Below are 24601 nucleotides of genomic sequence, written 5' to 3' on the forward strand. Positions count from 1 at the left end.
TGCTTAAATATTGTCTACTGCAAACAAGTATAATTGTTTTTTTATTCATTTATAATGATTTTTTATTCAAAAAGGCCTTTTAAATCATGCGAACTTATGCCCTCCTTATGTTACAAGATGGTTCACAATTTGTTGGTAAGTCAATTGGTGCTGACGGACAAGCTGTTGGTGAGGTAGTGTTTAATACATCAATGACCGGTTACCAAGAGATTCTTACTGATCCTTCTTATTGCGAGCAATTGGTGACATTAACTTATCCACATATTGGTAATGTTGGCACTAACAATGAAGATGCCGAGTCAGAGCAAGTTTATGCAAAAGGGCTAATCATTCGTGACTTACCATTATTATCTAGTAATTATCGAAATGAACTCGATCTTTCTAGCTATTTAAAAAAACATAATGTAGTTGCCATTGCTGATATTGATACACGTCATTTAACACGTATTTTGCGTGAAAAAGGTGCACAACATGGTGTGATTATAACGGCAAAAGATAAACAATCCTTGTTAGCAAAAGCCGCGGATGCTAAGCAACAGGCAATAAATTTTAAAGGATTAAATGGACTTGATTTAGCCAAAGTTGTAACTTGCTCTAATAGTTATAGATGGACTCAAGGTTTATGGACAAGACAAAATGAACACAAAAATTCAAAATTAGAAAATGAACTACCTTACCATGTTGTTGCTTATGATTTTGGTGTAAAACATAATATTTTACGAATGTTAGTTGAACGTGGTTGTCAATTAACTGTCGTACCGGCAAAAACAACGGCAGACGAAGTAATCGCATTAAATCCTGATGGTATTTTTTTGTCTAATGGCCCCGGTGATCCTGCACCATGCACTTATGCCATTGATGCCATTAAGCAGTTTTTAAATACAAATATTCCTATTTTTGGTATTTGCTTAGGGCATCAACTTCTTGCGCTTGCTTGTGGTGCCAGAACTATCAAAATGAAGTTTGGTCATCATGGTGGTAATCATCCAGTTAAAGATCTAGAAAATAAGAAGGTAATGATCACGGCACAAAATCATGGTTTTGCGGTAGATGAAGCAAGTTTACCTGCTCATTTACGAGCGACACATAAATCACTGTTCGATGGCTCATTGCAAGGTATTCACCACAACAAAAAACCGGCTTTTAGTTTTCAAGGTCATCCTGAAGCTAGTCCTGGACCTCATGATGCCGCCCCTCTTTTTGATCACTTTATTGAGTTAATTAAAATTTATAAGCAGGAGCAATAATTATGGCTAAGCGAACAGATATAAAAAGTATACTAATTATTGGCGCAGGCCCAATTGTTATTGGTCAAGCATGTGAATTTGATTACTCAGGCGCACAAGCTTGTAAAGCCCTGCGTGAAGAAGGTTACAGGGTTATTTTAGTCAATTCAAATCCAGCAACTATCATGACTGATCCTGAAATGGCTGATGCTACTTATATTGAACCGATTCACTGGACAAGTGTTCGCAAGATTATTGAACAAGAAAGACCTGATGCTATTTTACCGACTATGGGCGGGCAAACAGCACTAAATTGCGCCTTAGAGCTTGAAAAACAAGGCGTATTGAAAGAATTTAATGTTGAAATGATTGGTGCAAAAGCTGATGCTATTGATAAAGCTGAAGATCGCAAACGCTTTGATGAAGCGATGAAAAAAATCGGACTAGATACCGCACGATCAGGTATTGCACATTCACTTAAAGAGGCTTATTCCGTACTTGAACAAGTTGGTTTTCCCTGCATTATTCGTCCGTCATTTACTATGGGCGGAACTGGTGGCGGTATTGCCTATAACACTGAAGAATTTGACGAAATTTGTACTCGCGGACTTGATCTCTCGCCAACTAATGAGTTACTGATTGATGAATCGTTGATTGGTTGGAAAGAATATGAAATGGAAGTAGTGCGTGATAAAAATGATAACTGCATTATTGTTTGCTCCATTGAAAACTTTGACCCAATGGGAATTCATACTGGCGATTCAATTACGGTGGCTCCAGCACAAACTTTGACGGATAAAGAATACCAAATTATGCGTAACGCTTCAATTGCGGTTCTGCGTGAAATAGGTGTTGAAACTGGTGGCTCCAATGTGCAATTCTCAGTCGATCCTAAAACAGGGCGTTTGATCGTTATTGAAATGAATCCACGGGTATCACGCTCATCAGCCTTAGCTTCGAAAGCAACAGGATTCCCAATTGCTAAGATCGCAGCTAAGTTGGCAGTTGGTTATACACTTGACGAATTATCTAACGATATCACAGGGGGGAAAACACCCGCTTCATTTGAACCATCAATCGATTATGTTGTAACCAAAATTCCACGCTTTAATTTTGAAAAGTTTGCTGGTTGTAACGACCGTTTAACCACACAAATGAAATCGGTTGGCGAAGTCATGGCCATTGGGCGTACCTTCCAAGAATCGATACAAAAAGCGTTGCGAGGGCTTGAAGTTGGCGCTTCAGGATTTGATCCTAAAATTGATAATTATGCTGATGAAAAAAATATCACCAAAATTCGTTATGAGCTCCAAGAAGCGGGCGCTGATCGGATTTGGTATATTGCTGATGCTTTTAGAGCAGGATTCAACTTAGAAGATATCTTTTTACTAACCAATATTGATCGTTGGTTTTTAGTACAAATTGAAGAGTTGGTTAACCTTGAAAACAAGCTAAAGGAACAATCACTTGCACAGCTTGATCAAGAAACATTGTGGCAATTAAAACGTAAAGGTTTTTCAGATTTACGCATCGCCAAATTGCTTAATACCACAGAACAAGCTGTTCGCGATTTACGTCATCAATATCAAATTCACCCTGTTTATAAACGTGTTGATACCTGTGCGGCTGAATTTGCAACAGATACCGCTTATCTTTATTCAACCTATGAGCAAGAATGTGAAGCTAATCCTCAATTTAGTCGTAAAAAAATTATGATCCTTGGTGGTGGTCCTAATCGGATTGGGCAAGGTATTGAGTTTGATTATTGCTGTGTACATGCGGCATTGGCACTGCGCGAGGATGGTTATGAGACCATTATGGTTAACTGTAATCCAGAAACGGTTTCAACCGATTACGATACTTCTGACCGCCTCTATTTTGAGCCAGTTACGCTTGAAGATGTGCTTGAAATTGCACATGTTGAAAAACCAGATGGTGTTGTTGTGCAATACGGTGGGCAAACACCGCTAAAACTGGCTCGTGCGCTTGAAGCTGCTGGGCTACCAATTATTGGTACCTCACCTGATGCTATAGATAAAGCCGAAGATCGTAAACGCTTTCAAGAAGTCGTCGATAAACTGGAATTAAAACAACCTGTCAACGCCACAGTGACCGATATTAACGAGGCTGTCATTGAAGCAGAAAAAATAGGTTACCCATTAGTGGTTAGACCTTCTTATGTATTAGGTGGTCGAGCAATGGAAATTGTCTATAATGAACAAGATTTAAGGCGTTATTTTAAAACAGCGGTAAGCGAATCAAATAATGCACCAGTCTTACTTGATCACTTTTTAGATGATGCAATTGAAGTTGATATTGATGTCATTGCTGATGGTGAGCAAATCCTGATTGGTGGCATTATGGAACATATTGAACAAGCAGGAATTCATTCGGGCGACTCTGCTTGCTCGCTACCAACACACACCTTAACTGCAGATATTTTAGACAAACTACGACTGCAGGCCAAACAATTAGCACTTGAACTCAATGTAAAAGGTTTAATGAATGGGCAATTTGCGGTGAAAGATAATCAAATTTATTTGATCGAAATCAATCCTCGTGCAGCTCGCACTGTACCTTTTGTCTCAAAAGCAACGGGTTTACCTCTGGCGAAAATAGCGGCTCGCGTGATGACGGGGCAATCACTTGCCAAGCAAAATGTGACTAAAGAGGTGATTCCTCCTTATTATTCGGTAAAAGAAGTGGTATTACCGTTTAATAAATTCAGTGGCGTCGACCCAATCTTAGGTCCTGAAATGCGCTCAACGGGGGAAGTCATGGGAATCGGTAAAACCTTTGCAGAAGCCTTTGCTAAAGCACAACTTGGTAGTTTATCCAATATGAAAAAATCAGGAAAAGCATTATTATCGGTTCGCGATCAGGATAAAACAAGGCTGTTAGAGGTAGCTAAACGATTAATTAATCATGGATTTAGTATTGATGCAACTATTGGCACGGCAAAGGTATTACAACAAGCAAATATACCATGCCAAATTGTAAAAAAAGAAAATGAAGGGCGACCAAATATCCATGACCATATAAAAAATGGCGAATATAGCTATATTCTTAATACCACTTCTGGACGAGCAGCTATTGAAGCGTCAAAAGTATTACGTCGAAGTGCCATTCAATATAAGGTACATTACGATACCACGATGAATGCTGCTTATGCTACAACTGCAGCGCTAGATTACGATCCGGCACAAACTGTAACGCCATTACAGCAACTTTATTGCTAATCACAAAGATAAAGACGAGTATCACTCGTCTTTAATACAGAATAATGTTAATTTATTTGCTATATTTCAATCAATTTAATTAGTTATTATCATGGATATGATTCATTCTTCTTATCTAAAAGACATTCAATTAATTACGGCTATTTCTGCATTACTACATGACCTTGGCAAAGCAACAGTTGGCTTTCAAGATAAATTAAATAAAGGTCTTGTTGCAGCTGATCCTTATCGTCATGAATGGATTTCATTACAACTATTTTTATTGATGATTCAAGGCTGTACTACCAATCAAGCTGTATTGGAGCGCTTAGCAAATTTTACTGAATTTCAAAATCAAACCCTAGATTGGCATAAAGAATTAACCAAAATTGAATATAATGATCTCACAATATTACCAATATTAGCACAATGGATTGCTTGGCTTATAGTTTCGCATCATAGAATGCCATTTTTTGTACTCGTAGAACCAAAAGATTTTAAAGGTATGCAAAATGATGATTTTGATATTTCTAAGTTAACGATAGATAGCTTTTATGAAAATTTAACTGCAGTTGAAGGATGGGTTAAAAACAATTTTAGTCAGCATCCTGCACCTGAAAATTTCTGGGAACTTCAAGATAGCGTAACAAATAGTAAACTGTGGCTACACAAACTAAATGAATATGCTACAGCAGGTTTAAATCAAGAATCATTAATACAGTTAAGCCAAGTAGATCCTTTTTTATTACATATTTCGCGCTTATGTTTGATGACGGCTGACTACAATTATTCCAGTTTGCCACCTACAGCTAAAAAGAATAATTACCAACAAACACTAATTGCCAACACCTATCTAGGTGAAGAAGGCAAGCAAACTAAGCAGTATTTGGATGAACATTTGTTAGGTGTTGCTGAATATTCAGAGAGTTTTGCTAACTTATTAACTAAAATTACTACCCAACTCCCTACAATTAATCAACACAAATATTTTACTGAACATACAACTGTCGAACGCTTCCAATGGCAAAATCATGCTTTTGATTTAGCAAAAAGTTATCAACAACTATCTGATGAATGTGGCTTTTTTGGTGTTAATATGGCATCGACTGGCTGTGGTAAAACCTTAGCCAATGGGCGGATTATGTATGCGCTTTCAAATCCAAAACGGGGCGTGCGTTTTACCATTGCATTGGGATTACGTGTTTTAACGTTGCAAACAGGTAAAGCATTAAGAGAAAGATTACACTTAAGTGATGAACATCTGGCGATTTTAGTGGGTGGGCGAGCCACAAAAACCTTGTTTGAACTGAGTAGTGAAGACATTGAACAAAACGATTCTCAAAAAAAATCAGAAAACCAAGGTAGTGAATCTATCGAATCGTTACTTGATGAATATATTGATGTAGCAGAAAGTGGTATTGCTGATTGTGAATTAGGTACTATTATCGAAGACAGTAAAGCACGGCAATTACTTTATGCGCCTATTGTGACATGTACAATTGACCATATTATTCAAGCTAGCGAATGTATCCGAGGCGGTAAATATATTGCACCAACGTTAAGATTATTAACCTCAGATTTGATTTTAGATGAACCGGATGATTTTGATCAACACGACTTGCCAGCGCTGGCGCGTTTAGTCCATTTAGCTGGATTGTTTGGGAGCAAAGTACTACTGTCATCGGCGACCTTAACGCCAGATTTAATTGCCGGATTATTTGATGCTTACCAAGCAGGACGAAAAATTTGGAATCAAAATAACCAATATGCCGATAATACCATTGTATGTGGTTGGTTTGATGAATATGAACAGTCGATATCACAAATTGCTGATACTAAAACGTTTCGAGATCATCATCAACAATTTGTAGCAATGCGCATTCATCAATTAGCACAAAGCGCAGTTCGTCGCCAAGGGCATATCTTAGATCTACTAAATTACCAAGAAAATAAAACAGAAAACCAAAAAATTAATTATGGTGTGCTAGCTAAACAATTATTAGATCAAGCTTATCAATTTCACCAAGATCATCATCAAATTGATAAAAAATCACAAAAAAAGGTAAGTATCGGTTTAATGCGTTTTGCCCATACAGAAGATGTTATTTCACTTACCGAACAAATTTACGAACAAAAGAAGTTACCTAGTGATACTGCTTTTCATATCGTGGTTTATCATGCTCGACAACTGCTGTTATTGCGTAGCCAATTAGAAGAAAAACTTGATAGAATTTTAAATCGCAGTGATGAACAGGCTCTATTTAGCCAACCAGAAATTCGCCAAGCGATAAAAGGTAGTAAAAAAGAAAATCATATCTTTATTGTGATTGGCACACCCGTCACCGAAGTCGGGCGTGATCACGATTATGATTGGGCGATTGTCGAACCATCATCCATGCGATCTATTATTCAGTTAGTTGGACGCGTTTGGCGTCACCGGCCACAAAAAATTGCACAAAAGGCCAATGTGGCCATATTAGGCTCGAATTTAAAAGCAATTGAATCTAAGTATCGTACGGATAAAGCCTGTTTTACTAAACCAGGGTTTGAAGAAGAGCCATTATTCTTGCTGAAAACCCATAAAACCCATGAACTGATTCCTGAGCATCAGTTAGTAAATATTGATGCGGTTCCACGTATTAAGTCCTGCCCAGAAGATGGGCTGACTCTCGCCGAATTAGAACATAAGGTCATGGCAGATCTCTTTGCGATTAATGCCCGTAAAAGTAATTACGTGACCAGCTATTGGCAACAAGGCTTAGCTCATCACCATTGTGTCCATTTACAGGCGATTTCGCCATTTAGATCCGATGAACAGCAAGATGAATGGATCTGTCAAATAGACGAAGATGGTAAATTGAATTTCACTTTTAGCGAAATCGCACGACAAACACCAAATGAAAAATCGCTAAAACAAAGAAATAGAGCAATCGAATTAGAAAATTGGTCCTTTGAAAACCCACAAATTCAACCATGGCTAACCAATACAGTACAACAAGCCATAGAAAAAATAGCCCAACATTTTCCTGATAAAAATCAATATCGATTAGCTAATGAATTTTGTAGTGTTAACTTAAATAGTAAAAAAAGTTGGTGTTTTAATCCTTGTTTGGGATTTTATAAAAATAAGAAATAAAAGGATATTTTTTTATATTGAAACATATAGTTATATAAAATTTTTTTGTCAAAAAATCTTCAGATAAATAAAAGCGACTAGTATAAAAGAAATAATTCTTTTATACTTAAAATGAACAACCGCATAGGTTGCTGAGAAATTTTAAGTATTTTCTTTCCTTTGAAGAGTATTTTACCGCTGAATAAGCGGTTTATAAAAAATAAAGTCCTACTCTATAAATTAGTTAATTTTTGAGAGATTGGTGTAAATAAAACATCCTTTTAAGTATTATTTTTTCTTTTATTATTTCTTTTTTTGTTTATTTTTTTTGATCATTTTTTGTTTGATCTTTGGCAGGATTTATTTTATTCTAATTTTATTAAAATGTAAGAAAACATAAGGAGAGCCAATGAATAGTATTTCTTGGCAAGATATAAGAAAGGTAATTTTGGAATTTCTACAACAACGACTTGCCAATAATAGTAGTTATAAAAGTGAAGTTACTAAGTTAGAAAAAGCAAAAGAAGCAGGCGATCAGGTTGCAGTAAATGAAACTCAGCAAAAGTTAGATGAGCTTGCTCAACGATTTGATTTTGAAACGTGGATGGAAGATGCTGCGACAAGAAGAATCTTATGGATTTCAATGGGCACTAATAATAGCAAAAGCATACATTCTTCAAGTCTTGGTGATAATATCAATTATTCAACACAATCCCAACCGATTAATCAGCTATATGTTTCTTCAGCTACACCTATAACCCTTCCGCTTGATTGTTCTGGGAATGCTGCTGCTCTTGATATTTTTTCTCTATTAAATCAATTTATTATAGATGATGTAACCTTTTTAAAATTGATTGTAAATGATCATCCTGCTGTTTTAGCTGCGCTTTCTGACGATAAAGAAAAAGCATCGCTTTATTTAGCTAACTTTAAAAAAGCTATTTTTAATGATTTTGGAAATCCAAAAGCTTCGGAGCTTAATAAGCAATTATATTGGCCCAATAGTGAAGAAACTTATTTATCGCAGCAAGAAAATAACTATCGTTTATTAATTCCACTACATCCTAGTTCATTATGTAATTTAGTTTATCAAAAAGTGCAAACAAGGTTCTCGGAAGAAAATAAAAAAGCGCGAGAACTACGACGAATTAAAGAGATTGAACATCAGCCTTATTTTTCATTTCATCATTTGGCTGTAGTTAAATTGGGTGGAAGTAATCCTCAAGGTGTCAGTCAATTAACAAGTAGTCAGGGAGGACGTAATTTCTTATTACCATCAATGCCTCCAAAATTTGAAAAATCATGTTTTCCATCAATTACTGAACGTAGAGAGAATATCTTTAATGATTCCCTGCAATATTTTTGCAGTTTTGGTTTTAATACATTGTTTGACATGGTTAAATCTTCTAAAAATACAATAAAAGAACGTGATGATCGCAAAGATGCATTTGTGGCAATCTTATCTCCACTACTAAAATTTGCGAAACATATTCAACAGAATATGCCAGCAGGTTGGAGCCGAGAATATTTACTTAAATTAAATCAAAAATTATGGCTTGATCCTAAAAGAGCTGAACTAGAGGGTGAAGAAGACTTTAAAAGATTGTATGAACAAGGTGAATGGTTAAATAGTTTAGAAAAAGATTTTTCTAAGTGGATAGAAAATGCATTAGATGAAAAATTTAAAGATCTAAAAATAGATTTTTCTGATAATGATTCAAATGAATGGCGTCGTGAATTTAGAACTGCGGTAAAAGCAAGTCAACGTAAACGGGAGGGGATCTTTTAATGGCATCATTACGTTATTATTTATTATTTGATCATGTCAAAATTCATAATGCCAATGCAATTTCTAGCCCATTAACGTATGGCTTTCCGGCTATTTCGGGGTTTTTGGGTGCGATTCATGCTTTAAGTCGTAAAATTGAATCAGAAAATCCTATTTACTTAGATGGTGTGTTAATCGCCTGTCATGAATGTGATGTACAAGTTTATCGACCAAACAACTATGCGGATTATACTTTTCGATTAACACGCAATCCACTAGCTAAAAATGGTAGTACTCGTTCAATTATTGAAGAAGGGCGTGTTCATCTGGATGTTTCATTAGTTGTAGAAGTAAAAGTGCAGTCTCGGTCTTGTTTGAATAAATCTGAAGATAAAGAAGAATTTATTACACAGATGAAGAATAAGTTATACCAGCAACGTATAGCTGGTGGATATGTAGAATCTATTGAATCGGTAGAATTATTCCCTGCCTTTAAATCTCATGATGATTTAATTAAAGCTTTGTTACCAGCATTTGTTTTAGTTGAAGCACCACAAGATTTACAAGATATCACTACTGAATTACAGCAACAAGATCCTAATGCTACAGCGCTTGATGCCTTGATTGAAACAGCGATGTTGCATCATCATCCACAAGAAAAAGATCACTGGCAAACCACATCGGTTAAACAAGGTCGTGGTTGGCTTGTTCCTTTGCATTTGGGTTATCAAGCTATTTCACCGTTATTTTCAGCGGGTAAGGTTGAACATGCGCGCAGTAATGAGCATGCTACGCAATTTGTGGAGTGTATTTATGGGCTTGGTAAATGGGTCTTTCCTTTACGTTTGAAAGAGAATTTATCACAGGCTTTTTGGCGTTATAAATGCAGTGAATTGCAATCTAATGATGCAGAAATTTATATTATCAATCAAGAAAGCAATTAAATAAATTTAGAGAATTATAGACTAAGGAATACATTATGAGTAAAGATAAAATGACAACCGCAAGTGTACTTGCTTTTGAACGTAGTTTTGATATTTCAGATGCGATTTTTGCACAGCAAGATAATACCGATAACGGTAAATTATATCCTGTTGTAGTCACTGAAAAATCAGTCCGAGGCACTATTTCAAATCGTCTTAAAAATACAGTGGCAAACGATCCAACCAAATTAGATGCTGAAATACAAAAACCAAATTTACAAACAGTAGATGTCGCTTCGTTAGATGCCGATAAAGATACTTTGATCGTTACATGGAGCTGTAAAGTGTTGCCATTTTTAGGTAAACCATCAGTGTGTAATGATATCGAATATCAAAAAGAACTAGAAAAAACAACGCAGGGTTATATTCAAACGCAAGGATTGACAGCACTAGCTAAGCGTTATGCTATTAATATCTTAAGTGGCCGTTGGTTATGGCGTAACCGTATGGCAGCAGAGCAAATTAGCCTTTCGATTACTCGAAAAGATGAAAAAAAACCAATGATTGAAGTCAGTGATGTTAAACAATATCAACTAAACTCATTTGATTATGATGATAAATCGGTGAATGATCTTGCTACACTGATTGAAGCAGGATTATGTGGTAAAGAGTTTGTGATTTTTAACGTTGAAGCCAAATTGAAAATGGGCTTAGGTCAAGAAGTCTACCCGTCACAAGAATTAATTCTAGATACTGGCAAAACTAAAAGTAAAGTATTGTATGAGAAGAACAAACAAGCGGCCATGCATTCACAAAAAATCAGCAATGCAATTCGAACTATCGATACTTGGTATGACGATAATGCTCAATTCCCAATAGCAATAGAACCGTATGGCTCGGTGACATCAATGGGGCATGCTTTCCGACAACCAAAACAGAAATTAGACTTTTATACCTTATTTGATAATTGGGTATTAAAAGGTGAAAAACCATTGCTTGAGCAACAACATTATGTGATTGCGGTATTAATTCGTGGTGGTGTCTTTGGTGCTAGTGGCAAGGAGTAAATAATATGCACTCACACTATTTAGAGCTGCGAGCTATTTCGCAAATTGAGATAACCGAGGTGGACGTGATGAATCAAGTCATGCAGTCACTGCACCAAATTTTAGTTAATCACCAAGGAAATATCGCAATTAGTTTTCCTTGTTACCATTTGCACCGAACATTAGGCGGAGTGATTCGCCTATTTGGTACCGAGCAGGAATTACAAAAACTTAAAGCAGATATACAGCAAAAATCATCGATTAGTGATTATGCTTTATTGATGGCTATCACAACAGTACCGACGACGATAAAAGGCCATTTACGTTTTAGTCGTGTTAATCCTAAAGGTCAGAGTGCGTTAAGACGTGCTGAAAAAAGATTAACAGCACAAGGCAAATGGACGCCTGAAGTGAAAAATAAAATGGTTGAAAAGTGGGGAAGTGTTCATTTGCAATACCCACATCTTCATTTGAATAGTAAAAGTACAGGTCAAAGATTCATTTTGTGGTTAAAGCAAGAAAAATGCCCAGAGCCTGTGCAAGGCACATTTAATAGCTATGGACTAAGCCAAAACGCAACAGTTCCTGATTTTTAAATCATTAACCCTTTTTTTGAGGATGATTTTAACATATTGATTATTATTAATATTAAAATAGACTCAAAAAAAGGGTAAAAATTGGGAAAAGTGCAGTATGCTCTTTTACAATAAGGCATTATTGAGATAAAATTCTACTTCAATGCCGTGTAGGCAGTTTAGAAAGCTTTTGCGAATGTTTCATCGTTTTAGAAAACCTTCAATGCCGTGTAGGCAGTTTAGAAAGTAACATAAAAGCGCCCCTTTTATTCTTACCACTTCAATGCCGCGTAGGCAGTGTAGAAAATTATTTGAAAACTTTCGGATTGAATTTTGACCATTATCATAACTATTCTGCCCCAATTTGCGTACTCACTTTTATTTCTCGATTATCAGTAATTTCTAAATTTGACAATACCGCTAATTGAGGAAAATTAGGTCTTAAAAATTGTGAAAGCATTGGTCTTAATGTATGGTTTACTAATAATACTGGTGGTGCACCAATTGCCTCTTGTTGATTAAGCGCTTTTTGCAGTTGCTCAATAATATGTTCAGCAAGCCCTGGTTCAAAATTGCTAGTATTTTGGAGAGCTTGTAATAATAAACGTTCTAAATTAATATTTAACCCTATTACATTGATTGGTGCTGTACTGGGGAACCATTGCTGAGTAATTACTCTACCTAATGCGATTCTTACCATACTAAGTAATTGATAAGTGTCACTTTGGGTTGGTGCATGCTCGCAGATTGTTTCAATGATAGTTCGCATATCTCGAATTGAAACCTTTTCTGCGATCAAGTTTTGCAGTATTTTATGAAAAGTAGTTAATGTTACAATACCCGGAATAAAATCTTCCACTAATTTGGGGATATCTTGTTTTATTTTGTCGAGTAGTTCTTGCGTTTCCAATCGACCCAATAAATCACTAGCAAACTGTTGTAATAAGTGATTAAAGTGAGTAGCAATCATAGTACTAGTGTCAACAACGGTATACCCTAATATTTGCGCATTTTCCTTATTGCTTTCATCTATCCAAACCGCAGGCAGTCCAAAAGCTGGTTCGGTTGTTGCAATACCTTCAATGGTTTCTGTCACCTTACCGGGATTTATAGCTAACCATTTATTATTAACAATTTCCCCACTGCCGATTTCGCCACCTTTTATAAATATCTTGTATTGATAAGGCGCTAATGAAAGGTTATCTCTTATATGTACCTGTGGGGGTAAAAAGCCCAGTGTTTGCGCGAATTTCTTGCGTAAACTACGAATTCTTCCTAATAATTCCCCATTTTGATTTTGATCAACCATGGGAATTAAGCCATATCCTACTTCCATTGCTAAAATATCTTCAATATTTACATCAGACCATGTTGCTTCAATATTAGCAGGCGCAGTTGCTTGTGTTTCTTTGATTTTATTTGTTGCCTTGGGTTCTGTTTTTTTCTGTTTTGTTAACCACCAAGCGATAAGTGATAAAAAAGTGGTAAAAAGTAAAAAAACGATATTTGGCATTCCTGGTATTAATCCAAGTAAGCCAATTACTACTGCAGTTAAAATTAATACCTGAGGATTATTAAAAAGTTGGTTGAGCATTTGATTGCTGATGTTATCTTGTGATGTAACACGAGTAACAATAACCCCAGCTGCGGTTGAAATAATTAATGATGGTATTTGTGCAACTAATCCATCACCAATAGTCAGCAATACATAGGTCTTACTTGCATCAGAAAGGGCCATACCATGTTGCATAACACCTACTAATAAACCACCTATAATGGTAATTGCCATAATAAGTAAGCCTGCAATAGCATCACCTCGTACAAATTTACTGGCACCATCCATTGAACCATAAAAATCTGCTTCTTGGGTCACTTCAGCTCGGCGCAACTTGGCCTCATCTTCACCAATTAGACCAGCATTAAGGTCGGCATCGATTGCCATTTGTTTTCCTGGCATACCATCTAATGCAAAACGTGCACCAACCTCGGCTATTCTACCTGCCCCTTTGGTGATAACCATAAAGTTAATAATGACCAGAATAATAAATACCACAATACCAATAGCAAAATTACCACCAACCAAAAAGTGTCCAAAAGCCTCAATAACTCGCCCCGCAGCAGCACTACCTGTATGTCCTTTCAATAACACTACTCGGGTTGAAGCGACATTTAACGATAACCGTAATAAAGTAGCAAAAAGTAAGACTGTTGGAAAAGCAGCAAAATCAAGCACCCGTTTAGTAAAAAGCGCTACTATTAAAATAATAATGGATAAAGCGATATTAAACGTAAAAAACAGATCTAAAATAAATGCAGGCAGAGGTAATACCATCATTGAAAGAATCAATAAAATTAGCAGCGGACCTGCTAAAATTTGATAATGACCATTTTTTAATGTATTGGTCGATAATAAATTAAGAAGTTTAGATTTAATCATAAGGTGTATAAGTGCCTTTATTTATTTACAGATAATGACTCTGGTATAGGTAAATTATTTGGTTTTGCTGGTTTATCACCACCATATTTATGCCACTGCTTTAATTGATATACCCAAGCTAATATTTGTGCAACAGCAGCATATAGTTCGGTTGGAATCGTTTCACCTATTTCACCGTGACGATATAAAGCTCGTGCAAGTGGAGGTGCTTCTAATTGGGGAATGTTATGTTCACTAGCAATTTCTTTAATGCGTAGCGCAATTTTATCTGTACCTTTTGCCAATAACTTTGGGGCCATCATTGTTTTTTCATCATATTGCAGAGCAACCGCATAATGGGTTGGGTTTGTGACAATGACATTTGCTTTCGGCACATCTTTCATCATTCGGCGTCTTGCCATTGCTTGTTGCATTTGACGAATTCGCCCTTTGATTTGTGGATTACCTTCTTGCTCTTTAAATTCATCCTTGATTTCTTGTTTTGACATCTTTAATTTTTTTAAATTACTCCAAATTTGATAAAAGATATCAAAACCCACCATCGGTATTAAAGCAATAATACTAAGAATTCCACAAAGAATAATTAACTGTGTTGATTTCGTTAATGCATTATTTAAATACATATTAGGTAACGATAACATGTCATAAAAATGATGCATTAAAAACAGCGTTGAAGCCATAGTAATTAGTATTACTTTAAGCACACTCTTTAACAATTCAGAAAAAATTTTAGTACTAAATAATCTGCCAAATCCTGATATTGGATTGAGTTTTTTAAAATTAGGTTTGATTGATTGCAAGCTAAATAACAGACCACCAACACAAAGTGGTGCAAATATAGCAATAATAACTAAACCTAAAAAAATTGGTACAACTGCCCAAAAACCATGGATTAATAAGTTAACTAAATTAAAGACAATTAACCTATCATCGGTTTTATACGAAACCTTGATTGCAGTTTTTATAATTGTGATTAATTGGTTAACTAAATGTGATCCCATTACCCAAAATAAAGAAATACCTATTAGCAATATTAACAAAGAGGTTAATTCTCGAGATCTAGGGATCTGCCCCTTTTCTCTAGCCTTTCTTATTTTGCTATCGGTAGGTTGTTCACTTTTATCTAGATCACTATCGTCAGCCATGATGACATTAAATAAAACTTTATAGTTTGTTTAACAGTTACAATGCTAACAGTATGAACTAATTACTCACAAGTTATTGGCTGAATAAGAGGGTATTTTTGGTGCTATTTATCGCCTTTACCATCAAAAATATCTATTTCCTACTAAGCTTTAGCGCGTTTTGACGAAATGACATCGGATTGTTGGTAGCCGTTTTTGGTATACACAACTGGATTATTTATACCTTTAAGATAATTAATTGATTGCTGAGTTACTTTCATGCGGTTTTGAATAATTAATCCGTTATCACGATTTATCTTTGATAATAATGCTGTTGTATCAGTGATTGATAACCAATGAGCTGCGATTGTTGAGTTTTCTTCATAAGGGGGGTGAATGTTAAATTGTTTGCTTAACAATATGCGGTTCTCATCCAGTAATTTTAATTGAATTAATAGCTGACTTTTTTGATTAATAATTTCATTTAACTGAGTTGTTAAGCTATTTTCAATTAATATTTGTTGCTCTGTTTGCAGGATTTCTGAAAGCATTTGTAACATTTCTGTTATTTTGTTAAGAGTGTTATTGAGTTCTTGCATTTTTATATTCCTATCATTGTGATTTATTTATTTTTAAATATTTTTTAATAATTGTTCAATTAACTTATCTGCAATTTTATGTGTATCAATAACCCATGAACCATTAGTAATAGCTTGTTTTATTTGTTCAATTTTTTCTACATCGATATCCTTATCGGTTGAATGTAGAAGATCCATTGAATGTTGAGTTATGCTTACGTTGGTACTCACATTGACACAATTTTTTGCTTGTACAGATGCTGTTTCATTTTTTTGTTGCTCATTGACGACATCATTTTTAAGTAGCCCTGATATGGTTGTAACGGATTTTGTTGCATCTATACTCATAAAATACCTTTAATCAAATTGAAGATTTAAGTGTTTAGTTTTATTATCGGCAATAATAAAAAAATCATTAATATTATTTGTTGAAAATGATTACTCCTTGTTGAGTAAGTGTTCCTTCGACAATCTTATTAGAATTTAGTTTGACTCTAATTTTCTCATTTAATACGGCATTACTAAGCGTTTTACCGCTTGTTGACACTTCGTAACCTTCTCCATAAATTATCACTTTAATTATTTGTCCTGCTTTTACTAGCCAACTATTTTGAAGCATTGTTGTTTTTATTGGCTCGTCCTGATTGATATGACGCAAAGCGATACGATTAAGTACATCAACTTCATTTAAAATAACCGAAGAAGGTAATTTATCTAGCCGACCTGATTGTATACGAATATGATCTTTGCTGATTACTGCTCCCGCATTTATTGACTGTTTAGCAACAATATAGTTACCTACAACAGCAACATGCATTTGGATAAATGTTTTCTTATTATCACATTGAGCACTAATAGTTATGTTGCCCCATAATTTTTTTTTATCTAATAGTGAAAGTATTGGTGTATCGCAATCCAATTTAGGTTTAGATGAAAGATAAGTAATTACAATCTCATCAGTTTTATGGTTAATCTGTTGAAATAGTAAATTATTAATCTGTTTATCAAGTGAATTAGCTAAAACCGTACTCGAACTAAATAGTATAAAAATAGCGAATGTTAATTTTGCAATTTTAATCATATTTACTTGTTTTAAATTATTCATAAACTGATTTTACTTTATCATTGTATTAAATGAATCTTGAAATAAGGGCAATTTTTACCGTTATTTCTTCAATGACTTTTTTTTGATTCGCTTAAAATTCTCACCATCAAAAAAAGTGAGACAATTTTATGTTGGATAAATTAGATACTTTTGTTAATTTTCATCAGCAAGCATTAAATATACGAGAAAAACGACAAAACATATTAGCTACAAATATCGCAAACAGCGATACGCCTAACTATCAGGCTAGAGATATTGATTTTAATGCTGAGTTAACTAAGGCACTTAACAACCAGAGCCATATTAATCATTTCAACCTAAATACAACCTCAAATAATCATATCCGAGGAGCGGTATCAATTAAGCCTAATCAAAATGTGCTTTATCGAATTCCTTATCAGGCATCAGCCGATGGTAATACTGTCGAAATGGATCAAGAGCGCACTGCTTTTATTGATAATAGTATTCACTACCAAAGCAATTTAACGTTTTTAGGTGAACAGTTTAAAAATATTATGTCAGTATTACAAAAAGGATAATAATGATGAGCTTTTCTATTTTTGCAATATCTGGGTCAGCATTAATGGCGCAAACCCAACGAATGAATGTTAGCGCTAGTAATTTAGCCAATGCTGATAGTGTAACAAGTACATCCGGTAAGGCTTACCGTGCCAAGCAAGTCGTTTTTCAAGTAGATAATCAAGGTTTCCCTAATAATAGTATTGCAGGGGTTAAAGTGTCGCAGGTTATTGATGACCCAACACCAATGAATTTAGTTTATGAACCTAATCACCCTTTAGCTGACTCAAAAGGCTATATTCAAAAAACAAACGTAGATGCAGTTGCAGAAATGGTTAATACCATTTCTGCATCACGCAGTTATCAAGCAAATATTGAAGTCATTAATACAGCAAAAACGTTAATGCTAAAAACACTGACATTAGGACAATAATAAGGAGTTACTGATGGGAGTATCGAATGTACTGGTTTCAGAATCTTCAGGAGTAAAAAGTCCTCAAACAAAGCAAAAAAACACGTCTGACGGTAATTCTAGTAAAGAGTTACAAGATAATTTCTTAACGTTATTGATTGCACAAATGAAAAACCAAGATCCAACAAACCCAATGGATAATAGTCAGTTAACCTCACAACTTGCTCAGATTAATACGTTAGCAGGAATCGAAAGACTTAACACCACATTAGGCATGGTTTCGGGGCAAATTGACGATAGCTTATCGGTTAATGCTAGCAATATGATTGGTAAAGGCGTTATGGTACCTGGCAATAAAATTTTAGTAGCAACCCCGGATCCTAATGGTATCAATATGTTTGATACTACCAAACCAGATAAAGAAACTATCACAACGCCTTTTGGTTTTGAATTGATGCGTGATGCAGATTCAGTGGTTATTACCATCCAAGATGAAAAGGGGAATGTGGTTCGTGAAGTCGATTTAGGTGCGATTCCTGCTGGGGTCAGCTCTTTTACTTGGGATGGCATGTTAAATGATGGAACAATTGCACCTGATGGGAGTTATACCTTTTCAGTCAATGCCACTAATGATGGGCAAAAAGTATCCTCTACATCGTTATCTTATTCAGTCGTGTATGGCGTGATTAACAGTAAAGTTAACAATAAAGTATTACTCGATTTAGGTATTCTTGGTTCTATTAGTATTGACGAAGTTCGTCAAATTCTTTAAAGGAGATGAAGTTCTATGGGGTTTTCTCAAGCAGTAAGCGGCATGAATGCTGCATCAAAACAATTAGATGTTATTGGCAATAACATCGCCAATTCGGCAACCGTCGGCTTTAAAAGTGCAAGCATCTCATTTGCTGATATTTATGCTGGGTCAAAAGTGGGAATGGGCGTAAAAGTGGCCAGTGTGATGCAAAATTTTAATGATGGCACAGCAACAACGACCAATAACAGCTTAGATGTTGCGATTTCAGGAAATGGTTTTTTTCGCTTAGTTGATAGCAATGGTCAAATTTACTATACCCGTAATGGGCAATTTCAATTGGATGCGGAACGAAATATTGTGTCTACTGATGGCTTACAACTGACTGGGTATCTTGCAACAGGAACGCCACCAAAAGTACAGCAAGGTGCAGCGCCAGGACCATTAAAAATTTCGCAAGAAATGTTAAATGCATCGGCTACCACAAAAGCTTCTTTGCAAACTAATTTAAATTCAAATAGCAAGGTGCCAACAAAACAACCTGTTAACGCACTTGATGCTGATACGTTCAATTATTCTACAACTATTACTACTTATGATTCTTTGGGTAATCAACGTAATGTTCAGCTTTTTTATGTAAAAACAGCCGATAATCAATGGGATGTTCACTATCTTGATAGTAGCGATCCTAATGCAACCTTACAACGAATTGGGCAAATGGAGTTTGATTCTTCTGGTAAATTAATTAGTGATCCTGAAATGACTATTAATATTAATGGTTTAAATGGTTCAGCGGATAATACCTTTACGCTATCGTTAGCGAATAGTTCTCAGCAAAATATGGGCAAAGAAGTCGGCAGCATTAAAACACCAATAGTTGATGGTTACGCACCAGGTGATTTAGTTGGCTATAGTATTAATGATGATGGTTCGATTTATGGTGTTTATTCAAATCAGCAAACAATGTTATTAGGTCAAATTGCTATGGCTGATTTTGCTAATGTTAACGGCTTAGAATCAGCAGGTAACAATAACTGGCGATCAACAATTAACTCTGGTACCGAAGTTTTAGGCGCAGCAAGTTCTGGTACATTTGGTTCACTAACTAGTGGTGCGATTGAATCATCTAATGTTGATATGAGCCAAGAATTAGTGAATATGATCGTTGCTCAGCGTAATTATCAATCTAATTCACAGACTATTAAAACACAGGATCAGATTCTAAACACGTTAGTTAATTTACGCTAATTGAAAGGTTATTTATGGATCGTGTAATTTATACAGCAATGTCGGCAGCAAGCCAAACGCTTCATCAACAGGCAATCACTAGCCATAACCTAGCCAATGTCTCTACAACAGGGTTTCGGGCTCAGTTAACAGCAATGAAAGCTGTGCCTATTGTTGGGAGTCAAACGATGCCGACACGAACTATGGTTACAGCCACAACGCCAATGTTTGATTCAGCAATGGGTGAATTTAATTACACAGGCAGAAATTTAGATGTTGCTTTAGCCCAAGACCACTGGTTAGCCATACAACTTCCTGATGGTAGTGAAGCTTATACGCGTAATGGTGCTATTCAAATTGACCAAAATGGCACACTGAATATTCAAGGATACCCTTTAGTTGGTGATAATGGTGTTTTAACCGTGCCACAACAATCGCAAGTGAGTATAAGCAGTGATGGAACGCTTTCTGCATTGGGTGCAGGTAATAAACCAACCACCATTGCCCAAGCAGGTAAAATCAAAAAAGTGCATCTTGAACGTCATGAAGTTGTTCGTGGTGATGATGGTTTTTTTCAACTTACTGACGAAGCTCGCAACCAACGTGGCGCGGTATTGCAAGATAACCCAAAAGCAAAACTCATGTCAGGGGTATTAGAAGGTAGTAATGTCAATCCTGTTTCAACAATGGTTGATTTGATTAGCCATTCTCGACATTTTGAAATGCAGATGAAAGAAATCATGACGGCTGATGAAAATGCACAAAAAGCGAATCAAATTTTATCGCTAACTTAGATTTATCAATATATTAAGTAGGAAGAAAAATGATCAAATCATTATGGATTGCTAAAACCGGCTTAACGGCACAACAAATGAATATGGATATTATCTCTAATAATTTGGCCAATGTTAGTACCAGTGGTTTTAAAAGACAAAGAGCCGTATTTGAAGATTTATTATATCAAACTGTTCGCCAACCAGGGGCTCAATCTTCAGAGCAAACAACGTTACCATCAGGTTTACAAATTGGTACTGGTGTTCGCCCTGTTGCAACAGAGCGTTTACATAGCCAAGGAAATTTAGAAGCAACTGATAATAGCAGTGATATTGCGATTAATGGTCAGGGCTTTTTTCAGGTTTTATTACCGGATGGAACACAAGCTTATACTCGTAATGGTTCGTTTCAAGTTAACCAAAATGGTCAATTAGTTACGGCTGCAGGCTATGAAATTCAGCCCACCATTACGATTCCATCTAATGCAACAAAAATGACTGTTGCCCGTGACGGCGTAGTAAATGTGACGTTAGCTAATCAATCAACACAGGTCCAAGTTGGTCAATTAACGTTACACACATTCATGAATGATGCAGGACTTGAAAGCATTGGTGAAAACCTGTATTTAGAAACCGAAAGTTCGGGAACATCGACCGAAAATACCCCAGGATTAAATGGTGCAGGGTTGCTATATCAGGGCTATACAGAAACCTCTAATGTCAACGTTGCTGAAGAACTGGTTAATATGATTCAAGTCCAACGCGCTTACGAAATTAATAGTAAAGCCATTTCGGCATCTGATCAAATGTTACAGCGTTTAAATCAGTTATAAGCATGAGTCTATGATAAACAAAATAAGATATCTTTATATTCTAATTGCTTTCTTTTTATTTAGCTGTGCACAGTTGCCTAAAAAAGCATTAGTTGAAGGCGAAACTAGCATAGTGCCGCAAATGCCCGAAATTGTGAACACCAGTGGTTCGATTTACCAAGCTACTCAACCTAGTAGCTTTGGTTATCAGCCTATGTTTGAAGATCGTCGCCCTCGTCATGTAGGGGATGTGTTAACAATTGTTTTGCAAGAAAACGTGAGCGCCAGTAAAAGTTCATCTATTAATGCGGGGCGTAATGGCTCAGTAAATTTAGGGGTAAAAAAAATCCCCACTTTTTTAGATGGATTAGTTGGTCGAGGCAAAGCCGAAACAGATCTTTCTGGAAGCAATGACTTTAAAGGTTCTGGTGGCGCTAATGCCAAAAATACATTTAGCGGTACTATCACAGTTACCGTTCAAGATGTCATGATTAATGGTAATTTAAAAGTAATTGGTGAAAAACAGATTGCGATTAATCAAGGCACCGAATTTATCCGTTTTTCGGGGGTGGTTAACCCAAGAACCATAAGTGGTAATAACACCGTTATATCAACACAAGTTGCCGATGCTCGCATTGAATATGTTGGCAATGGCTATATTGATGAAGCACAAACAATGGGCTGGTTACAGCGTCTATTTTTAAATCTTTCCCCATTTTAACGAGTCTGATTATGATAAAAAAACTGCGTTCCTTTTTTAGTGTTATCTTTATGATGATATTGGTCATACCGAATGGACATGCTGAACGTATACGTGATCTAGTCACTATTCAAGGTGTAAGAGAAAACGCTTTAGTTGGCTATGGTATTGTTGTTGGGCTTGATGGAACAGGCGATCAAACATCACAAACCCCCTTTACCATTCAAAGCATCACTAATATGTTATCTCAACTAGGTATTACCGTGCCGTCAGGAAGCAATATGCAACTGAAAAATGTTGCAGCGGTAATGGTGACAGCCAAATTACCCTCTTATTCACGAGTTGGACAAAAAATTGATGTTGTCGTATCTTCACTCGGTAATGCCAAAAGTTTACGAGGTGGCACATTAATCATGACGCCATTAAAAGGCGCTGATAATCAAGTTTATGCTATTGCTCAAGGTAACCTTTTTGTTGGTGGAATGGGCGCAAGCAATAAAGGAAGTAGTGTTAGTATTAACCAAATGGCAGGGGCTTCGATTCCTAATGGCGCAACAATTGAACGCGAGTTAGAAATCAACTTAAATGAACAAAATATTATCCATTTACACCTTAACGAATTTGATTTTACCCGAGCGTTAAAAATTTCGGACGCAATTAACAGACTACAAAAAAATATCGCTGTCGCATTAGATGGCACAACAATCGCTTTGCAAATGCCAGAAGAAAATACTGCAAAAGTAAAGCTATTATCACAAATACAAAACCTTGAAATAGCCGCAACGCCTATATCGGCAAAAGTGGTAATCAATACTCGAACTGGTGTTGTTGTGATGAACCAAAAAGTTAGATTAGATAATTGTGCTGTGGCGCACGGTAATTTGTCGGTGGTTATTAATCGTAAACTCAATGTTAGCCAACCCAATACTCCACTTGCTGGCGGCGCGACAGTTGTCACACCTGAAAATCAAATCAGTGTAGAACAAGAAGGGGGGGCACTACACAACCTAGCATCAGGTGCAGACTTAAATCATGTAATTAATTCACTCAATGTGCTCGGCGCTAATCCGACCGAATTAATGTCGATACTAGAAGCACTAAAAACAGCAGGTTGCTTACATGCAGCTTTAGAAACAATTTAACTTATTTGTCATTACATGGCTTATGAGTAATATAAATTAGGCATGATAAAAAAAGAAAATACAGTATGAATAATAAAATAAGTCAATCTTTAAATCATTTTGCTTATGATTTTTCTGGGCTTAATCAATTAAAACGCAGTGTTGCAAATGGTTCGGCAGGAAGCATTAGGCAAGTTGCTGAGCAGTTTGAAACGCTATTTATCAATATGATGATGCAGTCAATGCGCAAAGCCGTACCAGAAAGTGGTTTATTTAATCATTCCGCTACACAACTGTTTACTTCAATGTTTGATCAGCAAATTGCACAGCAAGCGGCAGGTAAAGGCTTTGGACTGGCTGACATTATTACTAAACAATTAAGTCATCATGCATCGCCATCAACAAAGGTAAATTTACAATCAAATACCAATAATGCCCCGCAAAATCTTCGGTTAGCGCAGTCTTTATTTAGTGATGTATCATCTAATATATCACCTCAGGCATTAGGGCAAATGCTTTATCGCCAACACAAGGCAAATCAGACAACAAACTCAACCAACGAATTATCGTTAAAAACACCCATAAAAGATGGAAAAGACGAACATATTGTTAAATTTGTAACCGAATGGCTTGAACCTGCCAAGCAGGCTGCAAAACGTTCAGGTATTCCTTATGAGGTTATTATTGCGCAAGCGGCTTTAGAAACAGGCTGGGGACAAAAGCAAATAAAAACAGAGAATAATCAATCAAGCTACAATTATTTTGGCATTAAAGCACCATCATCATGGCAGGGACGCTCAACGAGATTAACTACCCAAGAATACATTAATAATAATATGGTAAAAATCCAAGACCAATTTAAGGTCTATAATAGCAAACAACATGCGCTTACCGATTATATTAATTTATTAACAAATAGTCCCCGTTATCGTGCAGTAGTTAATGCGCCAGACGCCAGAACAGCAGCCAAAGCACTACAAGCGGCACATTATGCCACTGATCCAAATTACAGCGACAAATTGATTAAAATCATTGGACGTATTGAACAAATAGCCCAAAATAGTTCACCCACAAAGGTATCGGGGTTTAGGCAAATTGCGTTTAATTGAGAATAGGAATACTTGATTTAAATACAATACACAATATGTTTTTATTTAAACGGCGAGTGACT

Annotated in this window: 21 protein-coding genes; 16 read left to right on the forward strand and 5 right to left on the reverse strand. The window is 36.0% G+C overall.

Annotation, left to right across the window (positions count from 1 at the left end):
* The first annotated feature begins 86 nt into the window (after positions 1 to 86).
* The 7 genes from carA (at position 87) to cas6f (ending at position 11892) form a co-directional block, all read left to right on the forward strand.
* Entirely contained in the window at positions 87 to 1247 is a 1161-nt protein-coding gene (gene carA, locus GQ596_RS05595) for a glutamine-hydrolyzing carbamoyl-phosphate synthase small subunit (RefSeq protein ID WP_160400694.1), read from the forward strand.
* A gap of 2 nt (positions 1248 to 1249) precedes the next feature.
* Positions 1250 to 4465, forward strand: coding sequence for a carbamoyl-phosphate synthase large subunit (carB, locus tag GQ596_RS05600; RefSeq protein WP_160400695.1), 3216 nt, complete (start codon positions 1250 to 1252; stop codon positions 4463 to 4465).
* A 97-nt stretch (positions 4466 to 4562) separates the two neighbouring features.
* Positions 4563 to 7580 carry a type I-F CRISPR-associated helicase Cas3f gene (gene cas3f / locus GQ596_RS05605; RefSeq protein WP_160400696.1) on the forward strand — a complete coding sequence of 1006 codons (3018 nt, stop codon included), beginning with the start codon at positions 4563 to 4565 and terminating at the stop codon, positions 7578 to 7580.
* 388 nt (positions 7581 to 7968) lie between these two features.
* A complete protein-coding gene (gene csy1, locus GQ596_RS05610; protein WP_160400697.1) occupies positions 7969 to 9348 on the forward strand; it encodes a type I-F CRISPR-associated protein Csy1 in 1380 nt (459 codons plus the stop codon).
* On the forward strand, positions 9348 to 10271 hold the full coding sequence (csy2, locus tag GQ596_RS05615) for a type I-F CRISPR-associated protein Csy2 (protein ID WP_160400698.1): 924 nt from the start codon (positions 9348 to 9350) through the stop codon (positions 10269 to 10271). The genes csy1 and csy2 overlap by 1 nt, the downstream gene beginning before the upstream one ends.
* 35 nt (positions 10272 to 10306) lie before the next feature.
* The gene (csy3, locus tag GQ596_RS05620; RefSeq protein WP_160400699.1) at positions 10307 to 11317 is read left to right on the forward strand and encodes a type I-F CRISPR-associated protein Csy3; all 1011 of its coding nucleotides are present in this window, start codon (positions 10307 to 10309) and stop codon (positions 11315 to 11317) included.
* Positions 11318 to 11322: 5 nt separating this feature from the next.
* Entirely contained in the window at positions 11323 to 11892 is a 570-nt protein-coding gene (cas6f, locus tag GQ596_RS05625; RefSeq protein WP_160400700.1) for a type I-F CRISPR-associated endoribonuclease Cas6/Csy4, read from the forward strand.
* Between the two features lie 328 nt (positions 11893 to 12220).
* Here the strand turns inward: cas6f and flhA are convergent, their stop codons facing one another.
* From flhA to flgA, 5 genes are all read right to left on the reverse strand, one after another.
* Complete coding sequence (gene flhA / locus GQ596_RS05630; RefSeq protein WP_160400701.1) at positions 12221 to 14308, reverse strand: flagellar biosynthesis protein FlhA; 2088 nt, start codon at positions 14306 to 14308, stop codon at positions 12221 to 12223.
* A gap of 17 nt (positions 14309 to 14325) precedes the next feature.
* On the reverse strand, positions 14326 to 15453 hold the full coding sequence (gene flhB, locus GQ596_RS05635; RefSeq protein WP_160400702.1) for a flagellar biosynthesis protein FlhB: 1128 nt from the start codon (positions 15451 to 15453) through the stop codon (positions 14326 to 14328).
* Positions 15454 to 15596: 143 nt separating this feature from the next.
* Entirely contained in the window at positions 15597 to 16031 is a 435-nt protein-coding gene (locus GQ596_RS05640) for a flagella synthesis protein FlgN (protein ID WP_160400703.1), read from the reverse strand.
* 33 nt (positions 16032 to 16064) lie between these two features.
* Positions 16065 to 16358 carry a flagellar biosynthesis anti-sigma factor FlgM gene (gene flgM / locus GQ596_RS05645; protein WP_160400704.1) on the reverse strand — a complete coding sequence of 98 codons (294 nt, stop codon included), beginning with the start codon at positions 16356 to 16358 and terminating at the stop codon, positions 16065 to 16067.
* Between the two features lie 73 nt (positions 16359 to 16431).
* A complete protein-coding gene (gene flgA, locus GQ596_RS05650; RefSeq protein ID WP_160400705.1) occupies positions 16432 to 17115 on the reverse strand; it encodes a flagellar basal body P-ring formation chaperone FlgA in 684 nt (227 codons plus the stop codon).
* Between the two features lie 128 nt (positions 17116 to 17243).
* Between flgA and flgB the strand changes: the two genes are divergently transcribed.
* The 9 genes from flgB (at position 17244) to flgJ (ending at position 24539) form a co-directional block, all read left to right on the forward strand.
* On the forward strand, positions 17244 to 17654 hold the full coding sequence (gene flgB / locus GQ596_RS05655) for a flagellar basal body rod protein FlgB (protein WP_160400706.1): 411 nt from the start codon (positions 17244 to 17246) through the stop codon (positions 17652 to 17654).
* 2 nt (positions 17655 to 17656) lie between these two features.
* Positions 17657 to 18067 carry a flagellar basal body rod protein FlgC gene (gene flgC / locus GQ596_RS05660; protein WP_160400707.1) on the forward strand — a complete coding sequence of 137 codons (411 nt, stop codon included), beginning with the start codon at positions 17657 to 17659 and terminating at the stop codon, positions 18065 to 18067.
* 13 nt (positions 18068 to 18080) lie between these two features.
* On the forward strand, positions 18081 to 18818 hold the full coding sequence (locus GQ596_RS05665; protein ID WP_160400708.1) for a flagellar hook assembly protein FlgD: 738 nt from the start codon (positions 18081 to 18083) through the stop codon (positions 18816 to 18818).
* Between the two features lie 15 nt (positions 18819 to 18833).
* The gene (flgE, locus tag GQ596_RS05670) at positions 18834 to 20045 is read left to right on the forward strand and encodes a flagellar hook protein FlgE (RefSeq protein WP_160400709.1); all 1212 of its coding nucleotides are present in this window, start codon (positions 18834 to 18836) and stop codon (positions 20043 to 20045) included.
* A 14-nt stretch (positions 20046 to 20059) separates the two neighbouring features.
* The gene (locus tag GQ596_RS05675; RefSeq protein WP_160400710.1) at positions 20060 to 20818 is read left to right on the forward strand and encodes a flagellar basal body rod protein FlgF; all 759 of its coding nucleotides are present in this window, start codon (positions 20060 to 20062) and stop codon (positions 20816 to 20818) included.
* A gap of 29 nt (positions 20819 to 20847) precedes the next feature.
* On the forward strand, positions 20848 to 21630 hold the full coding sequence (gene flgG / locus GQ596_RS05680; protein WP_160400711.1) for a flagellar basal-body rod protein FlgG: 783 nt from the start codon (positions 20848 to 20850) through the stop codon (positions 21628 to 21630).
* Positions 21631 to 21640: 10 nt separating this feature from the next.
* Entirely contained in the window at positions 21641 to 22330 is a 690-nt protein-coding gene (locus tag GQ596_RS05685; RefSeq protein WP_160400712.1) for a flagellar basal body L-ring protein FlgH, read from the forward strand.
* 50 nt (positions 22331 to 22380) lie between these two features.
* On the forward strand, positions 22381 to 23451 hold the full coding sequence (locus GQ596_RS05690; RefSeq protein ID WP_237399211.1) for a flagellar basal body P-ring protein FlgI: 1071 nt from the start codon (positions 22381 to 22383) through the stop codon (positions 23449 to 23451).
* Positions 23452 to 23516: 65 nt separating this feature from the next.
* Positions 23517 to 24539 carry a flagellar assembly peptidoglycan hydrolase FlgJ gene (gene flgJ / locus GQ596_RS05695; RefSeq protein ID WP_160400714.1) on the forward strand — a complete coding sequence of 341 codons (1023 nt, stop codon included), beginning with the start codon at positions 23517 to 23519 and terminating at the stop codon, positions 24537 to 24539.
* The last annotated feature ends 62 nt before the right edge of the window (positions 24540 to 24601 follow it).

Origin of the sequence: Gilliamella sp. Pra-s60 (genome assembly GCF_009795755.1) — a bacterium.
GTDB lineage: Bacteria > Pseudomonadota > Gammaproteobacteria > Enterobacterales > Orbaceae > Gilliamella.